Origin of the sequence: Capnocytophaga sputigena, from assembly GCF_002302495.1 — a bacterium.
GTDB classification, from domain to species: domain Bacteria; phylum Bacteroidota; class Bacteroidia; order Flavobacteriales; family Flavobacteriaceae; genus Capnocytophaga; species Capnocytophaga sputigena.
Map to the genome: position 1 here is coordinate 1,106,078 of NZ_CP022379.1, position 18,158 is coordinate 1,124,235.

Annotated in this window: 16 protein-coding genes; 10 read left to right on the top strand and 6 right to left on the bottom strand. The window is 41.8% G+C overall.

Going from position 1 to position 18,158, the window contains the following annotated elements:
- The first annotated feature begins 40 nt into the window (after nt 1-40).
- The 5 genes from CGC57_RS04745 (at nt 41) to CGC57_RS04760 (ending at nt 4,524) form a co-directional block, all read left to right on the top strand.
- Entirely contained in the window at nt 41-595 is a 555-nt protein-coding gene (locus CGC57_RS04745) for a Maf-like protein (protein ID WP_095898180.1), read from the top strand.
- Nucleotides 596-609: 14 nt separating this feature from the next.
- A complete protein-coding gene (locus CGC57_RS12870; protein ID WP_157753329.1) occupies nt 610-783 on the top strand; it encodes a hypothetical protein in 174 nt (57 codons plus the stop codon).
- Between the two features lie 268 nt (nt 784-1,051).
- The gene (locus CGC57_RS04750; RefSeq protein ID WP_095898181.1) at nt 1,052-1,582 is read left to right on the top strand and encodes a hypothetical protein; all 531 of its coding nucleotides are present in this window, start codon (nt 1,052-1,054) and stop codon (nt 1,580-1,582) included.
- 106 nt (nt 1,583-1,688) lie between these two features.
- The gene (locus tag CGC57_RS04755) at nt 1,689-2,927 is read left to right on the top strand and encodes a type IX secretion system plug protein (RefSeq protein WP_095898182.1); all 1,239 of its coding nucleotides are present in this window, start codon (nt 1,689-1,691) and stop codon (nt 2,925-2,927) included.
- A 340-nt stretch (nt 2,928-3,267) separates the two neighbouring features.
- Nucleotides 3,268-4,524: a replication-associated recombination protein A gene (locus CGC57_RS04760; RefSeq protein WP_095899460.1), complete on the top strand. Its 1,257-nt coding sequence runs from the start codon at nt 3,268-3,270 to the stop codon at nt 4,522-4,524.
- An 80-nt stretch (nt 4,525-4,604) separates the two neighbouring features.
- Here CGC57_RS04760 and CGC57_RS04765 read toward each other — a convergent pair whose 3' ends face one another.
- Entirely contained in the window at nt 4,605-6,059 is a 1,455-nt protein-coding gene (locus CGC57_RS04765) for a hypothetical protein (protein ID WP_095898183.1), read from the bottom strand.
- A gap of 249 nt (nt 6,060-6,308) precedes the next feature.
- Between CGC57_RS04765 and purL the strand changes: the two genes are divergently transcribed.
- Complete coding sequence (gene purL / locus CGC57_RS04770; protein WP_095898184.1) at nt 6,309-9,977, top strand: phosphoribosylformylglycinamidine synthase; 3,669 nt, start codon at nt 6,309-6,311, stop codon at nt 9,975-9,977.
- A gap of 236 nt (nt 9,978-10,213) precedes the next feature.
- Here purL and CGC57_RS04775 read toward each other — a convergent pair whose 3' ends face one another.
- The 5 genes from CGC57_RS04775 to CGC57_RS04795 form a co-directional block, all read right to left on the bottom strand.
- Entirely contained in the window at nt 10,214-10,552 is a 339-nt protein-coding gene (locus CGC57_RS04775; RefSeq protein ID WP_095898185.1) for a transcriptional regulator, read from the bottom strand.
- Nucleotides 10,553-10,726: 174 nt separating this feature from the next.
- A complete protein-coding gene (locus CGC57_RS04780) occupies nt 10,727-11,317 on the bottom strand; it encodes a thymidine kinase (protein ID WP_095898186.1) in 591 nt (196 codons plus the stop codon).
- Between the two features lie 3 nt (nt 11,318-11,320).
- Nucleotides 11,321-12,340 (bottom strand): DUF3078 domain-containing protein, encoded by a 1,020-nt coding sequence (locus tag CGC57_RS04785; RefSeq protein WP_095898187.1) that lies wholly within the window; start codon nt 12,338-12,340, stop codon nt 11,321-11,323.
- Nucleotides 12,341-12,393: 53 nt separating this feature from the next.
- On the bottom strand, nt 12,394-14,079 hold the full coding sequence (locus CGC57_RS04790; RefSeq protein ID WP_232747300.1) for a 1-deoxy-D-xylulose-5-phosphate synthase: 1,686 nt from the start codon (nt 14,077-14,079) through the stop codon (nt 12,394-12,396).
- A 14-nt stretch (nt 14,080-14,093) separates the two neighbouring features.
- Complete coding sequence (locus CGC57_RS04795; RefSeq protein WP_095898189.1) at nt 14,094-14,636, bottom strand: CopD family protein; 543 nt, start codon at nt 14,634-14,636, stop codon at nt 14,094-14,096.
- Nucleotides 14,637-14,787: 151 nt separating this feature from the next.
- On the opposite strand from CGC57_RS04795, the gene CGC57_RS04800 reads away from it, so the two are divergent.
- From CGC57_RS04800 to CGC57_RS04815, 4 genes are all read left to right on the top strand, one after another.
- Nucleotides 14,788-15,270 (top strand): YqiA/YcfP family alpha/beta fold hydrolase, encoded by a 483-nt coding sequence (locus CGC57_RS04800; protein ID WP_095898190.1) that lies wholly within the window; start codon nt 14,788-14,790, stop codon nt 15,268-15,270.
- A gap of 24 nt (nt 15,271-15,294) precedes the next feature.
- Nucleotides 15,295-16,281 (top strand): porphobilinogen synthase, encoded by a 987-nt coding sequence (gene hemB / locus CGC57_RS04805; protein ID WP_095898191.1) that lies wholly within the window; start codon nt 15,295-15,297, stop codon nt 16,279-16,281.
- Between the two features lie 109 nt (nt 16,282-16,390).
- Entirely contained in the window at nt 16,391-16,888 is a 498-nt protein-coding gene (locus CGC57_RS04810; RefSeq protein WP_095898192.1) for a c-type cytochrome, read from the top strand.
- A gap of 72 nt (nt 16,889-16,960) precedes the next feature.
- A complete protein-coding gene (locus tag CGC57_RS04815) occupies nt 16,961-18,151 on the top strand; it encodes a phosphoglycerate kinase (RefSeq protein WP_002682254.1) in 1,191 nt (396 codons plus the stop codon).
- The last annotated feature ends 7 nt before the right edge of the window (nt 18,152-18,158 follow it).

Below are 18,158 nucleotides of genomic sequence, written 5' to 3' on the forward strand. Positions count from 1 at the left end.
GTAACTTGCGCTCTTAATCCAAATCAAAAAATCGATAAATATGAAAAAAATAATTCTTGCCTCAGGCTCTCCGCGTCGCCAGCAGTTCCTAAAAGAGTTAGACCTTCCCTATGAAGTCATTCTCAAACCCGTAGACGAGACTTACCCTGCACACTTGCAGCGCGAGCAAATCACTGATTATTTAGCGCAACTAAAAGCCACACCTTTTGCAGGAGAAATACCTGCTAACTGCGTGCTTCTCACTTCCGACACTATTGTATGGCACGAAGGGAAAGCCTTGGGCAAACCCAAAGACACTGCCGATGCCTTTGCAATGTTGCATTCACTCTCTGGCAAGACCCACGAGGTGATTACTTCCGTATGCTTTACCACTGATGAAAAGCAAATTACTGAACACTGCATCACCAAAGTAACCTTTAAGGAACTTTCTAACGACGAAATTACCTATTACATCAATAAATACCAACCATTCGACAAAGCAGGAGCTTACGGCATCCAAGAATGGATTGGACATATAGGCGTTACCGCTATCGAAGGTTCTTATAACAACGTAATGGGACTCCCTACACACTTAATCAGCAAATTCATAAATTAGTAAATTCTCAAAATATGAAAAAACTCCTCTTCTTGCTCCTACTCCCTTGCTTATCTTCCTTTACAGAGAAGAATAAACAATATCAAACCGAGGATTTCCGTATGGATATAGTACTCAGTACAGGAGAATACTATAACTTAACGTCTGTTCGATATAACAGAACATTGATTTACAGCTTTGTAACATAATATATTCACAAAATAATTCACCGTCAGGTGAAAATTCGTGAGATAATATAAAGTAAAGAGTTTTATACTGTCTCAATTTCGTGAATTTTCGTGAAATTCGTGGGAGATTTAAAACATTTTGCTGATTATTAAACAATTACTCACGCCGAACTCACGTTTACTTAATGGTAATAGATAAATGAGTTTTCTTATAAAAAACTATTTTCCCCTTTTATACTGGAGGACAAAAAGATATGATTTACATCAAAGAAGCAAAACCTATTGATAAATGACGACTCGTAAAGTGAAACATATCATTGTTTTTATGTACTTTTGTTCTTTTTTCTTGTACTCACAAGAAAAACATTGCATTACTTTTATGGATAACACCTGTGCTTGTAAGTCTTGTGATACTGATTATTATGCTTATACAGATATAGATGTTAACAAAATAGATGCTATTCATCATACTCAAAAAGAATTTAAAGCGAGTTTTTACCCTTGTGGAGATGGACAAAAGGGAGATAATTTCTTTCATTTAGATACCATAGCACGCTTTTTGCCTAAAAAAATAAAGAAGAAAGTACATAACTATTATCGCAAAAAAGGACTTGACACCACTGCTTATCTATTTATACAAGAAAAGGATTCTTTTCCAGCAGTTGTTTTGGAGAAAAACGCCTCTTTTATAAAGCGAATGTGCAAAAAAACGAAGTTAGATATGAAGAAAAATGTAATTGCAACAGCTTTAGTTTTTTCTATATTTGTAAAAGGTGAAATCTACCACCAAATAGTAGTCGAAAAATTGAAAGAGCAATAAAAGCAGTTAATTTTTCTGATTATCAGTCGCTTTTTGGTATATTGTAGGGGCGAATGGCAATTCGCCCTCTATAGAAATTCTAAAACAAAAACAAACATTATACATTATGAAAAAACTTATACTTTTACTCCTATTCCCATTAGCCCTGCAAGCACAAGCTTTGGTGGAGAAAACCCCACCCGACTATATCAAAACGATTATTTTCAAAGCCGACGCCAACGACAAGAACCAATTCCCTATCGTGCGCCGTAACGAGTCGTTTAGCTTGCAGTTCGATGACCTCGGGGGGAATGAGGAAACTTACTACTATAAAATCACCCATTGCAATGCCGATTGGTCTGCCTCTTCTCTGCTGAAAAGTGAATACCTCAAGGGCATTGATAACCAACCGGTACAGCCCGAGAGTAACTCTTATGGTACCCTACAGGGTTACTCGCATTACCGTCTTACGTTCCCTAACGAACTCACTAAAATCACTCTTAGCGGTAACTATATGCTCTCTATCACCGATAGTTATGGTACAGAGCTCTTTTCACGCCGTTTTGTGCTCTATACATCCCAAGTGAATGTACTCACTGAAGTAAAACGCGCTCGCGATTTGCAGTATTTCGATACCCAACAAGTGGTACAGTTCACCATTCGGCAGAAAGATTTCAGACTTGACAATCCCAATGTAGCAGTGAAAGTAGCTATCCTGCAAAACTACCGTTGGGATACGGCTATCACGGGCGTAAAACCTCAGTATGTAATGGGTAACGACCTTGTATATCGCTACGACCGTGAAACGGCTTTCTGGGGCGGCAATGAGTATTTCTATTTCGATAGCAAGGATATACGAGTGCCTGCATCGGGTATTTCACGTATCGACCGTAGTAAATGGGTGAACAGCTACCTCTTCCCTAATGTAAGCCGTGCGAGCAATGTCTATACCTATTATCCTGATATCAATGGCGATTTCTTGGTTACTACGCTCAACGGAATGAACCCTGCTAACGAAGCCGATTACACCCAAGTACATTTCGCCTTAGAAGGCAAATCTACTTTTTGGAATAAAGAAGTGTATGTATATGGCAAGTTCAGCAACTACGAACTCCGCGATGAGTACAAACTTACTTATGACGAAAAAGACGGTCTTTTCAAAGGAAAAGTACTCCTCAAACAAGGATTTTACAACTATAAGTTTGCTACCAAAGCAGGCAACACAGTTGATTTCAACGAAATAAGTGGTAATTTTCAGCAGACAGAAAACACTTACCTCGTGCTTGTATACTACCGCGCTCCTGGCGCTCTCTATGACGAAGTAGTAGGTATCGGCTCTGCCTCTGGCGCAAATATCACTCAATAGTGACGAGTGACAAATGACGAATGACAAATGACGAATTATTGTATATCGTTACACTTCGCCAAAGTTTTAATTGCTCATCGTGCTACGGCAAAGTATATAAATGAAAATCAAATACTTTTAGAGTATGTTGTGTAGGAAAGCCAGCGATAGCTGGGTATGTGCTGCAAACGCCCATATAAAACAAAACTTTTTAGCCCCCTTTTTAGATGTTTTTCTCATCAAAAAGTAGCTTTTACAGATTGTCCCCCTTCGGGGTTGTCGGCAATTGCCGAGTAAGTGAGTCGGGGGCAATTGTTAATTATTAATTATTAATTGTTAATTGGAAAACTTAGCAGAACGTATGCGCCCCACTTCCCTTGCGCAATATGTGGGACAAGAGCACTTAGTAGGAGCTCAAGGGGCTTTGCGCCAACAGATAGAACGCGGTCTTTTGCCATCGCTCATCTTTTGGGGTCCCCCAGGTACGGGGAAAACCACGTTGGCAAATATCATTGCGCACCAAAGCAACCGCGCTTTCTATACCCTGAGTGCCATTAGTTCAGGGATTAAGGAAGTGCGCGAAGTAATTGACCAAAGCAAGCAAAGCGGCGGACTCTTTACTACCCAAAACCCTATCGTTTTCATCGATGAAATTCACCGATTTAACAAAACCCAACAAGATTCCCTCTTGCAGGCTGTCGAAAAAGGTTGGATTACTCTCATTGGAGCAACTACCGAAAACCCCAGTTTTGAGGTGATTCCTGCCTTGCTCTCTCGTTGCCAAGTGTATATCCTCAAGGCTTTTGAGCGCAAGGATTTAGAACAACTGCTCCACAATGCCATTACCCGAGATGCGATTCTCAAAACCAAAGATATCCAACTGCAAGAAACCGAAGCCTTACTAAAACTCTCAGGCGGTGACGGTCGCAAGCTACTCAACACTTTTGAGCTGGTTATAAATGCTACCCCCGATGGTGAACCTGTTGTTATTACCAACGATAGCGTATTGCACCTTGTACAGAAAAACACCGTACTCTACGACAAAACGGGTGAACAGCACTACGATATCATTTCGGCTTTTATCAAATCGATACGGGGCAGCGACCCCAATGGCGCGGTTTATTGGTTGGCACGAATGATTGAAGGTGGTGAAGATGTGAAGTTTATCGCACGCCGTATGCTCATTCTCGCTTCGGAAGACATTGGCAATGCCAACCCTACAGCTATGATTTTAGCGAACAACACTTTTCAGGCAGTAACCACTATCGGCTATCCCGAGGCGCGTATCATCCTCAGTCAGTGTGCTATATATCTCGCTTCATCGCCTAAGAGCAATGCTTCTTATAAGGCGATCAACAAAGCCCAACAAGTTGTAAAGCAAACAGGCGACCTCAGCGTACCTATCCACTTGCGCAATGCCCCTACCAAACTGATGAAAGAACTCGGTTATGGCAAAGACTATCAATACGCTCACGATTATGAACATAATTTTGCCTTTCAGGATTACCTCCCCGATGAATTACAAGGAGAAACCTTCTATGAACCCTCCGATAATCCACGTGAGAATGCCCTGCGCGACTATCTCAAAAAACTATGGGGCGACCGCTATGGATATTAAAAATTAGGAATAAAACATAAAAAAGTTGCCTTCTTCAAAAGAGGACAACTTTTTTCTTTAGGTTATTTTATAATCTCGTACTATTTGCAAGATGAAGTATAATCATCTACTAATTGTATCATACCTTCTTTAGTTAGAGTATTGTATTTGGTTACATCTAATGAAGAACAATTAACGTATTTGCTTAGTATTTTTTGTATTTTTTCAGTACTTTTGGAACCGAAAGTAGTTTTAGTTCCTAAATAAACTGCTTTATCAGCTTTTTTAATCTTTAAGTAGTAATCTTCAGGATATTTGCTGTGAGCCAATACGTAGTTTCCGTCCTTTTCATAGAGGATTTCGAAGAACTGAGCAGCTCCTGAAAGCACATTTAGATCTGAACCTCCGTGACCAAAAAAACCATCTTCACTACCTTTTGCTCCTAAGAAACAACGTTCGCCTATACAGAATTTATTGCCGTCTTTAGCTTTAAAGTACAAATCTTTTTCTCCTTCTCTTTTGAGTTTTACTGTAGTTCCATAAGAGGTGAGATCAGACATATTTTTATCTTTACCAATAATCGCATCTACCGATTGGAATTCAATAGTGATAAGACCTTCTTTTTTATCACCTTTAGCATCTATCACGTAACCCGCAGCATCGTAAATATTTACAGTTTGCTTTTTAGCTTCTTCTACCTTTGCATTGTTCTGCTCGTTTACAGCATTCTTCTTATCTTCTATGAATTGGTTGAAACGTTCTGTCATATCGCCAAAAGGGTATCCATTAGCATACAATCTCTTAACAATGCGCTTGTTAGCATCATTCATTTTTGTTAGCTGACTAAATACAGGGAGTTCTTTTTCGTCATAGGTTTTGATGATGAAAAATTCTTTGTCCTTTTGGTTGAAATTATGGTGTTTAGCAGTTGCCACCACATTGCCTTTGCTATCGGTTACTGTAAAGTTGTTGATAACAATACCTCCATCGCCAGATTCTTCTTTTCTTTTGATGAAGCCTATCTTCTTGCCATTTTTAACGATTACCTCACCTTCTACCGAAAGATTATCGGCAGTTGCCAAATTATCTTCAGTTTGATTGGTGTTTTTCTCTTGTTGGAAAATATTATCCCATTTTTCAGAGAAAGGACGATCTGAAGTTTGGAAGAAAGCTGTTACTACCGCAGGGTCGATACCTTTTTCGGTAAGCAAGTTTGTCCCCGATTTGTAAACACAATCGATAATGTATTTTTCTCCAGAGAAAGTAAACTTCACTTTATCAGGAATTTCCACCTCTCTAATCACTCCATTGGCATTAGAGAACTCAATCCAGCGGTGTGGAGCAGTGTTTCCTTGAGCGGTTTCTTCAGTAAGAAAAGCTCTGAACAGCAAATTGTTAGAAAGATCGCTAAATACGAATTTGCCATCTTTTTTCTCAAACTTAGCAACAGGAGTTCCATCTATTTGGAGTTCTCCTTTTTTCACTTTGAAACTTTGAGCACAAACATTCATTACTGAAAGTATGGCTACTAAAAACAAGATTTTTATTCTTTTCATTTGTAAAAACAATTAAATTACAATTGCAAATGTATGAATATTTTAGCAACAGACAAATAAAATAGTGGTTTGTTTGCCAATTGAAAAAAAGTTTATACCTTTGTGCCAATATTGATGTATCTCTACACTTTGCCAAAGTTTTTAATGGCTCGTCGTGCTACAACTTTTGGCATAGTTGATTAAAGAAACTATATACTAAATACTACCCCTAATTGTTAATTATTAATTGTCAATTGTTAATTGAAAAAGATGCTTCTCTTCTTTAAAAACCCCAAAAACACTATCTATGTGGTAGCTACCGAAGTTACCCTTACTGAGGCCAACCTCAACAAACTGAAATGGCTGTTTGGCAATGTCCAGCAACTCCCCTCCCCTACCCTTAGCGGTACTTTCATCGGACCCCGTGCGGCGATGATTACCCCTTGGAGTACCAATGCAGTGGAAATTACCCAAAATATGGACATCCACGGGATTACTCGCATCGAGGAGTTCCACGAACTAACCGACCCCGATACGCCTTTCGACCCTATGCTCTTTGAGCGATACAACGGGCTTACTCAAGAGAGCTTTACTATCGATATGCAACCGCAAACAACACTCGAAATCGATGATATCGAGGTATATAACCAGCAAGAAGGACTTGCGCTAAGCGCCGAAGAAGTCGCCTATTTGCAAAATCTTTCTAAAGAACTCGGGCGCAAACTCACCGACTCGGAGGTGTTTGGTTTCTCACAAATCAACTCCGAACACTGTCGCCATAAAATCTTCAATGGTACTTTTGTTATCAATGGTGAGGAAAAACCTTCTACCCTCTTCAAACTCATTAAAAAGACTTCACAAGAACACCCTAATAGCATTGTTTCGGCTTATAAGGACAATGTGGCTTTCATCAAAGGGGCTACCGTCGACCAGTTTGCACCCAAAAGTGCCGATAAACCCGATTTCTACGAGGTGAAACCTTTTGAGGCTGTGCTCTCACTCAAAGCCGAAACCCACAACTTCCCCACTACCGTAGAGCCTTTCAACGGGGCTGCTACAGGTTCAGGAGGTGAAATACGTGACCGCTTGGCGGGCGGACAAGGTTCTTTGCCTTTGGCAGGTACGGCGGTATATATGACGGCTTACCCCCGATTAGAAGAAGACCGCCCTTGGGAAAAAGGAATGGCTGAACGCCAATGGTTGTACCAAACGCCAATGGATATCCTCATCAAAGCCTCTAACGGAGCCACCGATTTCGGTAATAAATTCGGTCAACCACTCATTACGGGCTCTCTCTTCACCTTTGAACACGAAGAAGGCGGACGCAAATTAGGCTTTGACAAAGTGATTATGCAAGCAGGAGGCGTAGGCTATGCCAAAGCCTCACAAGCTATAAAGCACACCCCACAGGAAGGTGATAAAATAGTTATCTTAGGCGGTGAAAACTACCGCATAGGTATGGGAGGTGCTGCGGTATCATCTGCCAATACTGGCGCTTTTGGCGCAGGTATCGAGCTCAATGCCGTACAGCGTTCTAACCCCGAGATGCAAAAACGCGCTGCCAATGCGATTCGCGCAATGGTAGAATCAGACGAGAATCCTATCGTTTCTATACACGACCACGGGGCTGGCGGACACCTCAACTGTCTTTCAGAACTCATAGAAGAAACCGGTGGTAAAATTGACTTAGACAAACTGCCCGTAGGCGACCCTACCCTATCGGACAAGGAAATTATAGGCAATGAATCTCAAGAGCGTATGGGATTGGTTTTGCCCGAAAAGGCTATTACCAAACTAAAAACCATTGCCGACCGTGAGCGTGCACCTATGTACGAAGTGGGCGTGGTTACCAGCGACAAGCATTTTAGCATTGCTTCTGCAAAGAAAGGTACCCACCCAATGGATTTAGACCTCAGCGCGCTCTTTGGCAGTTCGCCAAAAACCGTAATGACCGATGAAACAGTAGTTACTAACTACGAAGAGTTACACTACTATACAAGTCAGTTACAGAACTATTTGGTACAAGTATTGCAATTAGAAAGCGTGGCTTGTAAAGACTGGCTTACCAATAAGGTAGACCGTTGTGTAGGGGGCAAAGTCGCCAAACAACAATGTGCAGGCGCACTACAACTCCCCTTGAACAACGTAGGGGTTATGGCTTTGGACTACAATGGCAAAGAAGGAATCGCTACCAGTATTGGTCATTCACCTCTTACGGCACTCATCAGTCCTACCGCAGGTAGCCGCAACGCTATTGCCGAAGCACTTACTAACATTGTTTGGGCGCCACTAAGAGACGGCTTACAAAGTGTATCGCTATCCGCCAACTGGATGTGGGCGTGCCGCAATAAAGGAGAAGATGCACGTTTGTACGAAGCCGTAGAAGCCGCTTCTAATTTTGCGATTGAATTGGGTATCAATATCCCTACCGGTAAAGATTCCCTATCAATGAAACAAAAATACCCCGATGGTGGTGATGTGATTGCCCCAGGTACGGTGATTATTTCGGCGGCTGCCCATTGTACCGACGTGCAAAAAGTAGTAGAGCCCGTATTGAAACGCAATGGAGGTAACATTTATTATATCAACTTCTCAGGCGCTCATTTTGAATTAGGGGGTTCGGCTTTTGCCCAAGTATTAAACAAAATAGGCGATAAAGCCCCTACCATAACAGATGCCGAAGGCTTTAAAACAGCTTTCAACGTAGTACAATCACTCATAAAAGAAGGAAAAATACAAGCAGGACACGACATTGGTAGCGGCGGACTTATCACAACGCTCTTAGAGATGTGCTTTGCCGAAAACGATTTAGGAGCTACCATCGATTTGAGCGGACTCTCTGCCGATGAAGACCTTGTCAAAACGCTATTTCCCGAAAATGCAGGGGTAGTAATTCAAGCTGATAGCAGTGTTGAAGCTACTTTAGAAGAAAACTTCTTAGAATGGGCTAATATAGGCGAAGTAACTACTTCACAAGAACTTACTATTCACCATTTCGGTAGAGACTATCATTTCAACATCCCCGAATTGCGCGATGTGTGGTATCTCACTTCTTATCTGTTAGACAAACAGCAAACGCAAAACGACAAGGCGACTGAACGTTATCAAAACTATTCTGAACAGCCTTTACAATACACTTTCCCAGCGCACTTCACAGGTGAAAAACCCGCACGCCCCGCAGGCAAACGCCCTATAGCAGCAGTGATACGCGAAAAGGGTAGCAATTCCGAGCGCGAAATGGCAAATGCCCTATACTTAGCAGGCTTTGATGTGAAAGACGTACATACCACCGACCTTATCAGCGGACGTGAGACTTTGGAAGATGTACAATTTATAGGGGCTGTAGGTGGTTTCTCTAACTCCGATGTCTTAGGCAGTGCCAAAGGTTGGGCAGGTGCTTTGCTCTACAACGAGCAGGCTAAAAAAGCATTGGATAACTTCTTTGCCCGCCCCGATACCCTTTCAGTAGGTATCTGCAATGGCTGTCAGTTGTTTATGGAATTAGAGGTTATCAATCCTGAGCACACTGAGCACGGCAAAATGTGGCATAATGATAGTGGCAAGCACGAAAGTGGCTTTGTATCAGTAACTATTCCAGAGAACAACTCGGTGATGCTCTCCACCCTTGCCGGTAGTACCTTAGGGGTATGGATATCACACGGCGAAGGGAAATTCCACTTGCCATTGGCAGAAGCCGAATATAATATCGTGGGTAAATACGCTTATCAGGAGTACCCTGCCAACCCTAATGGCTCTGATTACAACACGGCTATGCTATGCGACAAAACAGGACGCCATTTGGTAACAATGCCCCATATAGAGCGTTCGGTTTTCCCTTGGCAATGGGCATACTATCCGAGTGAAAAAACAGCGGTTAGCCCTTGGTTAGAGGCGTTTATCAATGCCCGCAAGTGGATTGAAGCACGTAATGCCAAATAAAAATGGTAAAAAAATCTTAAAAAAATAAGTGCTTTAAGTATTAAAATTACGCTAAAAAGGGGCGCTATAAGCCCCTTTTATATTAAACTTTTGTTAAACTTAAAAATACGCTTGACAGGTACTGTTTTATTCGTACCTTTGCATCGCAATGAGGGTGGTAGCTCATTGTAAACTTCAAATAATAGTTTTCATAATTTAAAGTTTTGGTTGGTTAATGAAGAAGTCCGATAAAAGAATTATCGGACTTTCTTTTTTAATTCTTGAAACACTTCTTCTAAATCAACAGAAAAAGAAGGTAATTGTATTGTAATAGTACTGAAAAGGCAATTACTTTTTAGGTTTTTTGTGATATGAATATGCAAGACATTAGCTTTCAATTCAAACACTACATCTTGGCACAAGGCATAAATATAATGAGTTTGCTCATTGTATTCAAAATAGAGTTCTTCTTCATAAGCTAATCTACTTATAGAAAAATATTGCTCCTTATTTACAAAAGTTATTTGTAAAAGCTCTGCCCAAGATGCACGAGGATTGAGGTCTATTTCTTCACAAGTAAAAAATAAGGTGTTCATTATGTCTTAAATTATTTTATAGTTTTCAGTACTATCGGTTATAAACTGAACATTTGGATTCTGTGTTCATACTGCAATACTCATAATTCTATTATTTTTTTTTACAAAGATACAACTTTTTATTCCAACAAATCATCTAAACTCTATTTTTTTACTCCCCCTGACACCTGACACCTACCCCCTATCCCCTGACTTCATTGCTTTATAGAAAGCTGCGCGACTTAGAGGTTCGTAACTATCGGCTTCACCGAGCATTCGCTGTTGGTCATTAGCTACTTTGCGGAAACTGTAGTTGGCGAGATTGCCCGTGCGGGTGCAAACGGCGTGTACCTTGGTAACATATTCGGCAGTTGCCATCAAAAAAGGCATCGGACCAAAAGGTCTGCCCTTGTAGTCCATATCGAGCCCTGCTACAATCACACGCATACCGCGATTGGCGAGTTCGTTGCACACATTCACAATTTCATCGTCAAAGAATTGTGCTTCGTCTATACCCACCACATCACAACCATCGGCTAAGAGCATAATACTGGAAGCGGCTTCTACGGGAGTTGAGGGGATTTCATTGGCATTGTGCGACACTATATTGGTATCGTCATAGCGGGTGTCAAAGGCAGGTTTGAAGATTTCAACCTTCTGTTTGGCAAATTGAGCGCGGCGCAATCGGCGAATCAGTTCTTCGGTTTTACCCGAGAACATCGACCCGCATATTACTTCTATCCAACCCGTTTTTTCGTTGTCGTTTACTGTATTTTCTAAAAACATCGCTTAAAAAGTATATAATACCCCTACTCCTAATATTTGTTTGAGCTGAGTGCGTGCTCCATAGTTGTGTTTTTCGCCATTAGGAGCAGTGTACGAATAGAATTTCACATCGTCGTCGTATTTGATATGCACCCCTATACGTGCTTGAACATAGTTATTCACCTTTAGGTTGAGGTTGGTTTCCCAATCCACATCTATATTTCCAAAGTTTCTGAGGTAGTCGCCATAGAAGTTGAAGGTGGTGTTGAGCATCATATTTTCCATTACTTTTTTATCCCAACGTCCTGATACCGAAAAACCGAGTTCATTATGAGTGCGTTTTCCTTTCTTGAGGATTGTACCATCGGGGGCACGCAGAGCTTTTTCTACCCCAAAAGCACCGTCATCAGCTAAACGCTGATCAAACACGGCAGTAGTTTTGAGCGTAATAGGTGAAAGAAAGAGGTTGAATTTGATTTTAGCAGGCGCATATTCAGCACCCAAACCGAAGGTAATATAAGCTGGCGCTAAGAATTTAGAGATAGGTTTTTCTACATCGGGGTAGTTATACCCATTGCTAATTTGCGATAAAAACTGATAACGTGCGGTGTAATACCAAAACGACTGTGAGTCGCCGCGATAGCCAAATGAAGAGATGAGCGACAACTTATCGTCGGTTTTGCGCACTTCGCGTCCTTTTTGAGCATTGATACCATAGTTGATTTCGAGTTCATTATCCCAAAAGAAAGTGCGTTCTGTATAACGGCGGCGGAATCTGGCATTCATAATACCTGAAATTGAGGATTCTCCCCCTGCATTCCAATTGGAAAAGGCTACCTCGCTCATATTCAACCCTACTTGGTTGAATTTAAACCATTTTTGTTGTGCTTGTTGGTATCGGTTGAAGGTAAATTTAAGCGCTTCGGGGTCAGTGAGTACCCTGATAGTATCGCTTTTTACATCGGCTTGGAAAGCCTTAGCTTTGCGCACTTGTCCCCACGCTGTAACGCTGCAAAGTAGGAGTGCGATAACGAGTTTTTTCATACTGAAAGTGATGCTAAATGATTCGGGGTGCAAAGGTAGGGATTATTTGGCAATTAGCCAATTGAAAAATCGGTAAACCGGCTCATTACCCCCATAAACTCATCGGGAAGTGTGATAATTTTCAAAGGGATAGTATAACCGTGCTGAGCGGCAAATTCGGCTACAGCACAGCCTAATCCACCTGTAACTCCTTCTTCTATGGAGATGACTTTCTTGTAATTTTGGAAGATGTGATGCAGCATTTCCTCATCTAAAGGCTTGAGAAAACGCATATCGTAATGGGCGTATTTTTCAGCAGTATTACTCTTTTGAATTTGCTCGGCAACTTCTTCAGCGATAGCACCAATAGTAAGTACCGCTATCTCACTACCTTCTTTTAGCTGCTCGCCCTTGCCAATAGGTAATGCCTGAAAAGGTTGTTGCCAATGTTTTTCATTACATCTACCGCGCGGATAGCGAATGGCAATAGGGTGTTCTAATGGCTGCTGGGCAGTATAGAGCAGATGGCGCAACTCGGTAGCATTGCGCGGGGCAGCGATAATAAGGTTAGGAATGGGACGCAAAAATGCCATATCAAATACCCCGTGATGGGTAGCACCGTCTTCGCCTACAAGTCCCGCACGGTCTATGCAGAACACTACGGGGAGGTTTTGCAGGGCTACATCGTGAATGAGTTGGTCGTAAGCGCGTTGCAAGAAAGTGGAATAAATCACACAATAAGGTATAAACCCACGTGTAGCCCAACCTGCTGCAAAGGTTACAGCGTGCTGTTCGGCAATACCTACATCAAACACCCTATTGGGGAAAGATTGGTGCATAGTGGTAAGTCCGCTACCACTGCTCATTGCAGGAGTAATGGCTACAATTTTAGGGTTGAGTGCAGCAAGCTGGGTGAGGGTCTGCCCTACTACCTCTTGGTATTTAACGGGAAGTGAAGGTTTCTCGGGGAGTGGTTCTCCCGTAATTTTATCGAATAAGGCAGGCGAATGGTAACTCACTTGTTGGGCTTCCGCTTTAGCAAATCCCTTGCCTTTGGTGGTAAGCACGTGCAAGAGCCGTACACCTCTCTCATTTTTTTCAGCTTCAAGCGTTTTTATTAATTCAGGGAGGTTATGCCCATCTACCGTACCTTTGTAAGTGATGTTTAAATCGTTGAAGAAAGTTTCATCGGCACCTTTTCTTTGGCGTAACTGCTCGAAATAATTTTTGAGAGCCCCCACAGTAGGGTCGATAGCCATCGCATTGTCGTTGAGGATAATAAGCATATTCGCATCGGTAGTGCCTGCATAGTTGAGCGCCTCGAAAGCCATACCGCTCACAATTGACGCATCGCCTATCACAGCTATATGCTGGCGGGTGGTATTCCCTTCCAAAGCCGATGCCATTGCCATACCCAAAACCGCTGAAAGAGAGGTAGAAGAGTGTCCCGTACCAAAAGCATCGTATTCACTTTCTGAGCGTTTAGGAAAACCACTAATACCTTCCTTTTCGCGAATATGTGCAAAAGCTTCGTCTCTACCCGTGATGATTTTATGAGCATAACACTGGTGTCCCACATCCCACACTAATACATCGTCGGGGGTGTTGAACACATAATGCAACGCTATAGTGAGTTCCACCACTCCAAGACTCGCACCTAAGTGTCCGCCCCGTGTAGCGATAACCTCTATAATGCGCTCACGGATTTGTTGTGCCAGTGCAGGAAGTGCTGCGGTAGGAGTATTTCTAAGCTGTTGTATAGTCATCACATTCGCTAATTCTTTCCTTTATTCACTAATTTTACCACCAACATAATCAGTACACCCATTGCTACAAAAGCTAATAAGGAAGCATACCAATAGGCAACAAAATAACCTCTAAGCACAACGGCAAAAACTACTACAAAAAGAATAATGGTTGCTACCTCGTTGAGCATTCGCAATTGCACAGAAGTAAGAGTCGTCTGTCCTGCTTGTAAGCGTTTCATCAAACGCCAAGAATAGTAATGGTACACAAACAAAAAGACAATGAACAGCAGTTTGACGTGCATCCACCCTTGAGTGAAATACACCCATTGCATTGCGTAGAACATATAAATGCCCGAAAGCACCATCAGTATAAGGGCGGGGACAGTGATGATATTCCACAAGCGTTCTTCCATAAAGCTAAATTGCTTGTGAAGAATAGAACGCTCGGGTTCTTCTTTTTCCAAGGCTTCGGTGTGGTAGATAAAAAGACGCACCATATAAAAAATTCCTGCAAAATAGCTCACTACAAAGATGATATGGATGCATTTAGCAATAAGATAATCAATCATTATTAAAAGTTTTTACGAGTTTTTAGTTATTTGAAAATACAAAGGTAGTAATATTTTTCAGTTCTACTAAAATTATAACAGAAAGTGTTTGCCAATTTTCTAATTCCCTAATTTGCTAATTTGCTAATTATATACTACCTTTGCCCCCATTATGAAAATACTTTACTTACACGGGCTTGATAGTTTTTTACAAGATGATAGGCGTGCTGTGCTTTCACCCTATGGAGAAATCTTTGCCCCTACTATCGACTATCGCAATGCCCCTAACCTCTTTAGTGAACTACAAACAAAATACGCCTCTGCCGATGTACTCATCGGGTCGAGTTTAGGAGGGCTTGTTGTCTATTACCTCGCCCAAAAATTAGGCAAACCTTGCTTGCTGTTCAACCCTGCACTTACTCACCGAAACGAAATGCCTATCAACACTCAGCCCAATCCCAATTATACTGCTTATATGCAGGTAGTCATTGGGTTACAGGACAAAGTGATTGCTCCGTGGGAATCGCTTGCTGTTCTGCGTGAAGATATGAGTGCTTTGTCCAATGTTACCATTCATTTGCTCAACACTATGGAACACTCTTATCCCATAGGAATATTTGAAAACGAAGTAAAACACTTTTTTGTAAATTGTTAATTGTAAATTGTTAATTGATTAAATATGTTTCCACTCAGAAGAAACCGCCGTTTGCGCGTGAATGATACGATACGCAGTTTGGTAAAAGAAACGATCGTTACCCCCAATGATTTCCTTGTGCCTCTCTTTGTAGTAGAAGGTACAGGTGTAAAAGAAGAAATTGCCTCTATGCCAGGTTATTATCGCTATAGCCTCGACCTCTTAGCAAAAGAAGTTAAAGAACTTTGGAGCTTAGGACTCAAATCTGTTTTACTATTTGTAAAAGTCCCCGATAACCTCAAAGACAACAAAGGTACTGAAGCAGCAAACCCTAATGGATTGATGCAACGTGCCATTAAAACTGTAAAAGAAGCAGCTCCTCAAATGCTTATAATGACCGATGTAGCTCTCGACCCTTATTCTATCTATGGTCACGATGGTATTGTAGAGAAGGGTCGCATTGTAAACGATGCTACAGTTGATGCTCTTTGCCGTATGGCACTCTCTCACGCCGAGGCAGGTGCCGATTTTATCGCGCCTAGTGATATGATGGACGGTCGTATCCTTGCCTTGCGCGAAACCCTTGAAGATAATAGTTTTGAGCACGTGGGGATAATGTCGTACAGTGCCAAATACGCTTCTGCTTTCTACGGTCCTTTCCGCGATGCCCTTGATAGTGCTCCTGTAGATCAGCAAGATATCCCTAAGGATAAGAAAACTTACCAAATGGACTATCACAACCGCCTCGAAGCCTTGCGCGAAACACGTATGGATATAGAGGAAGGCGCTGATATTGTGATGGTAAAACCAGGGCTTTGTTATTTAGACATCGTTCGTGAGGTAAAGAATATGAGCGAAGTACCCGTAGCGGTATACCAAGTATCCGGCGAATACGCAATGCTCAAAGCTGCTGCTGCCAAGGGTTGGCTCGACCACGATGCCGTGATGATGGAACAAATCGTGAGCATCAAACGCGCTGGTGCCGATATTATCGCAAGCTATTTCGCCAAAGAAGTCGTAAAACTCTTGTAAAAACAAAATCACCTTTGTGTCATAAACCTGATAATCAATCACTTTTAGAGTATGTTATGTACGGGCGTTTTGCAAACGCCCTCACTAAATAACTACATTTAAATTTTCTATGAAAAAACACTTTTTAACACTTGCCTCTATGGCACTTCTAACTGCTTGTGGTGGCGGTACCAACAACAATAATAACAACAGCAACGATACCACCACCCCCGAAACTACTACCCCTCAGGCAACTACTACAGCTACTCCTGAACCCGATTTTCCCGATTGGCAAAACCAAAAAGGGGTAAAACCTATTACACTTAACCCGCCTTTAGCCGATACCCCCGACGCAGCAATGGCTGCCAAAGGTGAAGAAACTTTCAACAATCTTTGTATTGCCTGCCACCGCCCTAAAAAGCGCCTGATAGGTCCCGCGATGATTGGCATAATGGAACGCCGCACCCCTGAGTGGCTGATGAATATGATACTCTACCCCGATGTGATGGAAAAACAAGACCCTATCGCTAAAAAATTAGTGGAAGAGTACCAAAGCCTAATGCTCAACCAAAACCTCACCCAGCAACAAGCCCGTGAAGTGCTTGAGTATTTAAGAACGATAAAGTAATTGCTAAATTTGCAAATTCGCTAATTAATCCGTACCTTTGTAGCTTGAAAATATTATTTATATATACAATATATGAAAACCATAGACAATTTTAACTTTGCGGGCAAGAAAGCCCTTATTCGTGTGGACTTCAATGTACCATTAGACGAGAACTTTAAAGTAACCGACAACACTCGTATTGAGGCTGCTAAACCTACTATCGAGAAAATCCTTAAAGATGGTGGTACTGCAGTGCTTATGAGCCACTTGGGTCGCCCAAAAGGAGAACGCAACGACAAATATTCTCTCCGTCATATCGTTAGCGAAGTAGAAAAAGTATTAGGTAAAAAAGTGATCTTCGTAGATGATTGTGTAGGCGAAGTAGCCGAAAAAGCTGTAGCAGCAGCTCCTGCTGGTAGTGTAGTACTCCTCGAAAACTTGCGCTACCACAATGAAGAAGAAAAAGGTGACGAAAACTTCTCTAAACAATTGGCTAAATTGGGCGATATCTACGTGAACGACGCTTTCGGTACTGCTCACCGCGCCCACGCTTCTACTACTATTGTAGCAAAATTCTTCCCTAACAATAAATGCTTTGGTTACCTTCTCGCTAAAGAAATTGAAAGCATCGACAAAGTGATGAGAACCGGTGAAAAACCTGTAACTGCTATCCTTGGTGGTTCTAAAGTTTCTTCTAAAATCACTATCATCGAAAATATTTTAGACAAAGTAAACCACCTTATCATCGGTGGTGGTATGGCTTATACCTTTGCTAAAGCACAAGGCGGTAAAGTAGGTAATTCTATCTGTGAGGATGATAAACTCGACCTCGCTCTCGATATCCTCGCTAAAGCAAAAGCTAAAGGTGTAGAAGTTCACTTGCCTATCGATGTAGTAGCGGCTGATGCTTTCGACAACAACGCTAAAACCCAAGTAGTACCTGTAAATGCTGTCCCTGATGGTTGGGAAGGTCTTGATGCAGGTCCTAAAACACTCGAAAATATCAAATCAGTATTGCTCGCTTCTAAAACTATTTTGTGGAATGGCCCTGTAGGCGTGTTTGAAATGCCTAACTTCGCTAAAGGTACTATTGCCGTAGGTGATTATGTTGCCGAAGCTACTAAAAAAGGTGCTTTCTCTCTCGTAGGTGGTGGCGACTCAGTAGCAGCGGTTAAACAATTTGGCTTTGAAAACAAAGTGAGTTATGTTTCTACCGGTGGTGGTGCTATGCTCGAAAGCCTCGAAGGATTAGTACTTCCTGGTATCGCTGCTATCAATGAATAGATGATAA

What these genes read in the sequence shown, in the direction of transcription:
- CGC57_RS04745 (WP_095898180.1), top strand. Translation starts at nt 41, where the DNA reads ATGAAAAAAATAATTCTTGCCTCAGGCTCTCCGCGTCGCCAGCAGTTC.
- CGC57_RS12870 (WP_157753329.1), top strand. Translation starts at nt 610, where the DNA reads ATGAAAAAACTCCTCTTCTTGCTCCTACTCCCTTGCTTATCTTCCTTT.
- CGC57_RS04750 (WP_095898181.1), top strand. Translation starts at nt 1,052, where the DNA reads ATGACGACTCGTAAAGTGAAACATATCATTGTTTTTATGTACTTTTGT.
- CGC57_RS04755 (WP_095898182.1), top strand. Translation starts at nt 1,689, where the DNA reads ATGAAAAAACTTATACTTTTACTCCTATTCCCATTAGCCCTGCAAGCA.
- CGC57_RS04760 (WP_095899460.1), top strand. Translation starts at nt 3,268, where the DNA reads ATGCGCCCCACTTCCCTTGCGCAATATGTGGGACAAGAGCACTTAGTA.
- CGC57_RS04765 (WP_095898183.1), bottom strand. Translation starts at nt 6,059, where the DNA reads ATGAAAAGAATAAAAATCTTGTTTTTAGTAGCCATACTTTCAGTAATG.
- purL (WP_095898184.1), top strand. Translation starts at nt 6,309, where the DNA reads ATGCTTCTCTTCTTTAAAAACCCCAAAAACACTATCTATGTGGTAGCT.
- CGC57_RS04775 (WP_095898185.1), bottom strand. Translation starts at nt 10,552, where the DNA reads ATGAACACCTTATTTTTTACTTGTGAAGAAATAGACCTCAATCCTCGT.
- CGC57_RS04780 (WP_095898186.1), bottom strand. Translation starts at nt 11,317, where the DNA reads ATGTTTTTAGAAAATACAGTAAACGACAACGAAAAAACGGGTTGGATA.
- CGC57_RS04785 (WP_095898187.1), bottom strand. Translation starts at nt 12,340, where the DNA reads ATGAAAAAACTCGTTATCGCACTCCTACTTTGCAGCGTTACAGCGTGG.
- CGC57_RS04795 (WP_095898189.1), bottom strand. Translation starts at nt 14,636, where the DNA reads ATGATTGATTATCTTATTGCTAAATGCATCCATATCATCTTTGTAGTG.
- CGC57_RS04800 (WP_095898190.1), top strand. Translation starts at nt 14,788, where the DNA reads ATGAAAATACTTTACTTACACGGGCTTGATAGTTTTTTACAAGATGAT.
- hemB (WP_095898191.1), top strand. Translation starts at nt 15,295, where the DNA reads ATGTTTCCACTCAGAAGAAACCGCCGTTTGCGCGTGAATGATACGATA.
- CGC57_RS04810 (WP_095898192.1), top strand. Translation starts at nt 16,391, where the DNA reads ATGAAAAAACACTTTTTAACACTTGCCTCTATGGCACTTCTAACTGCT.
- CGC57_RS04815 (WP_002682254.1), top strand. Translation starts at nt 16,961, where the DNA reads ATGAAAACCATAGACAATTTTAACTTTGCGGGCAAGAAAGCCCTTATT.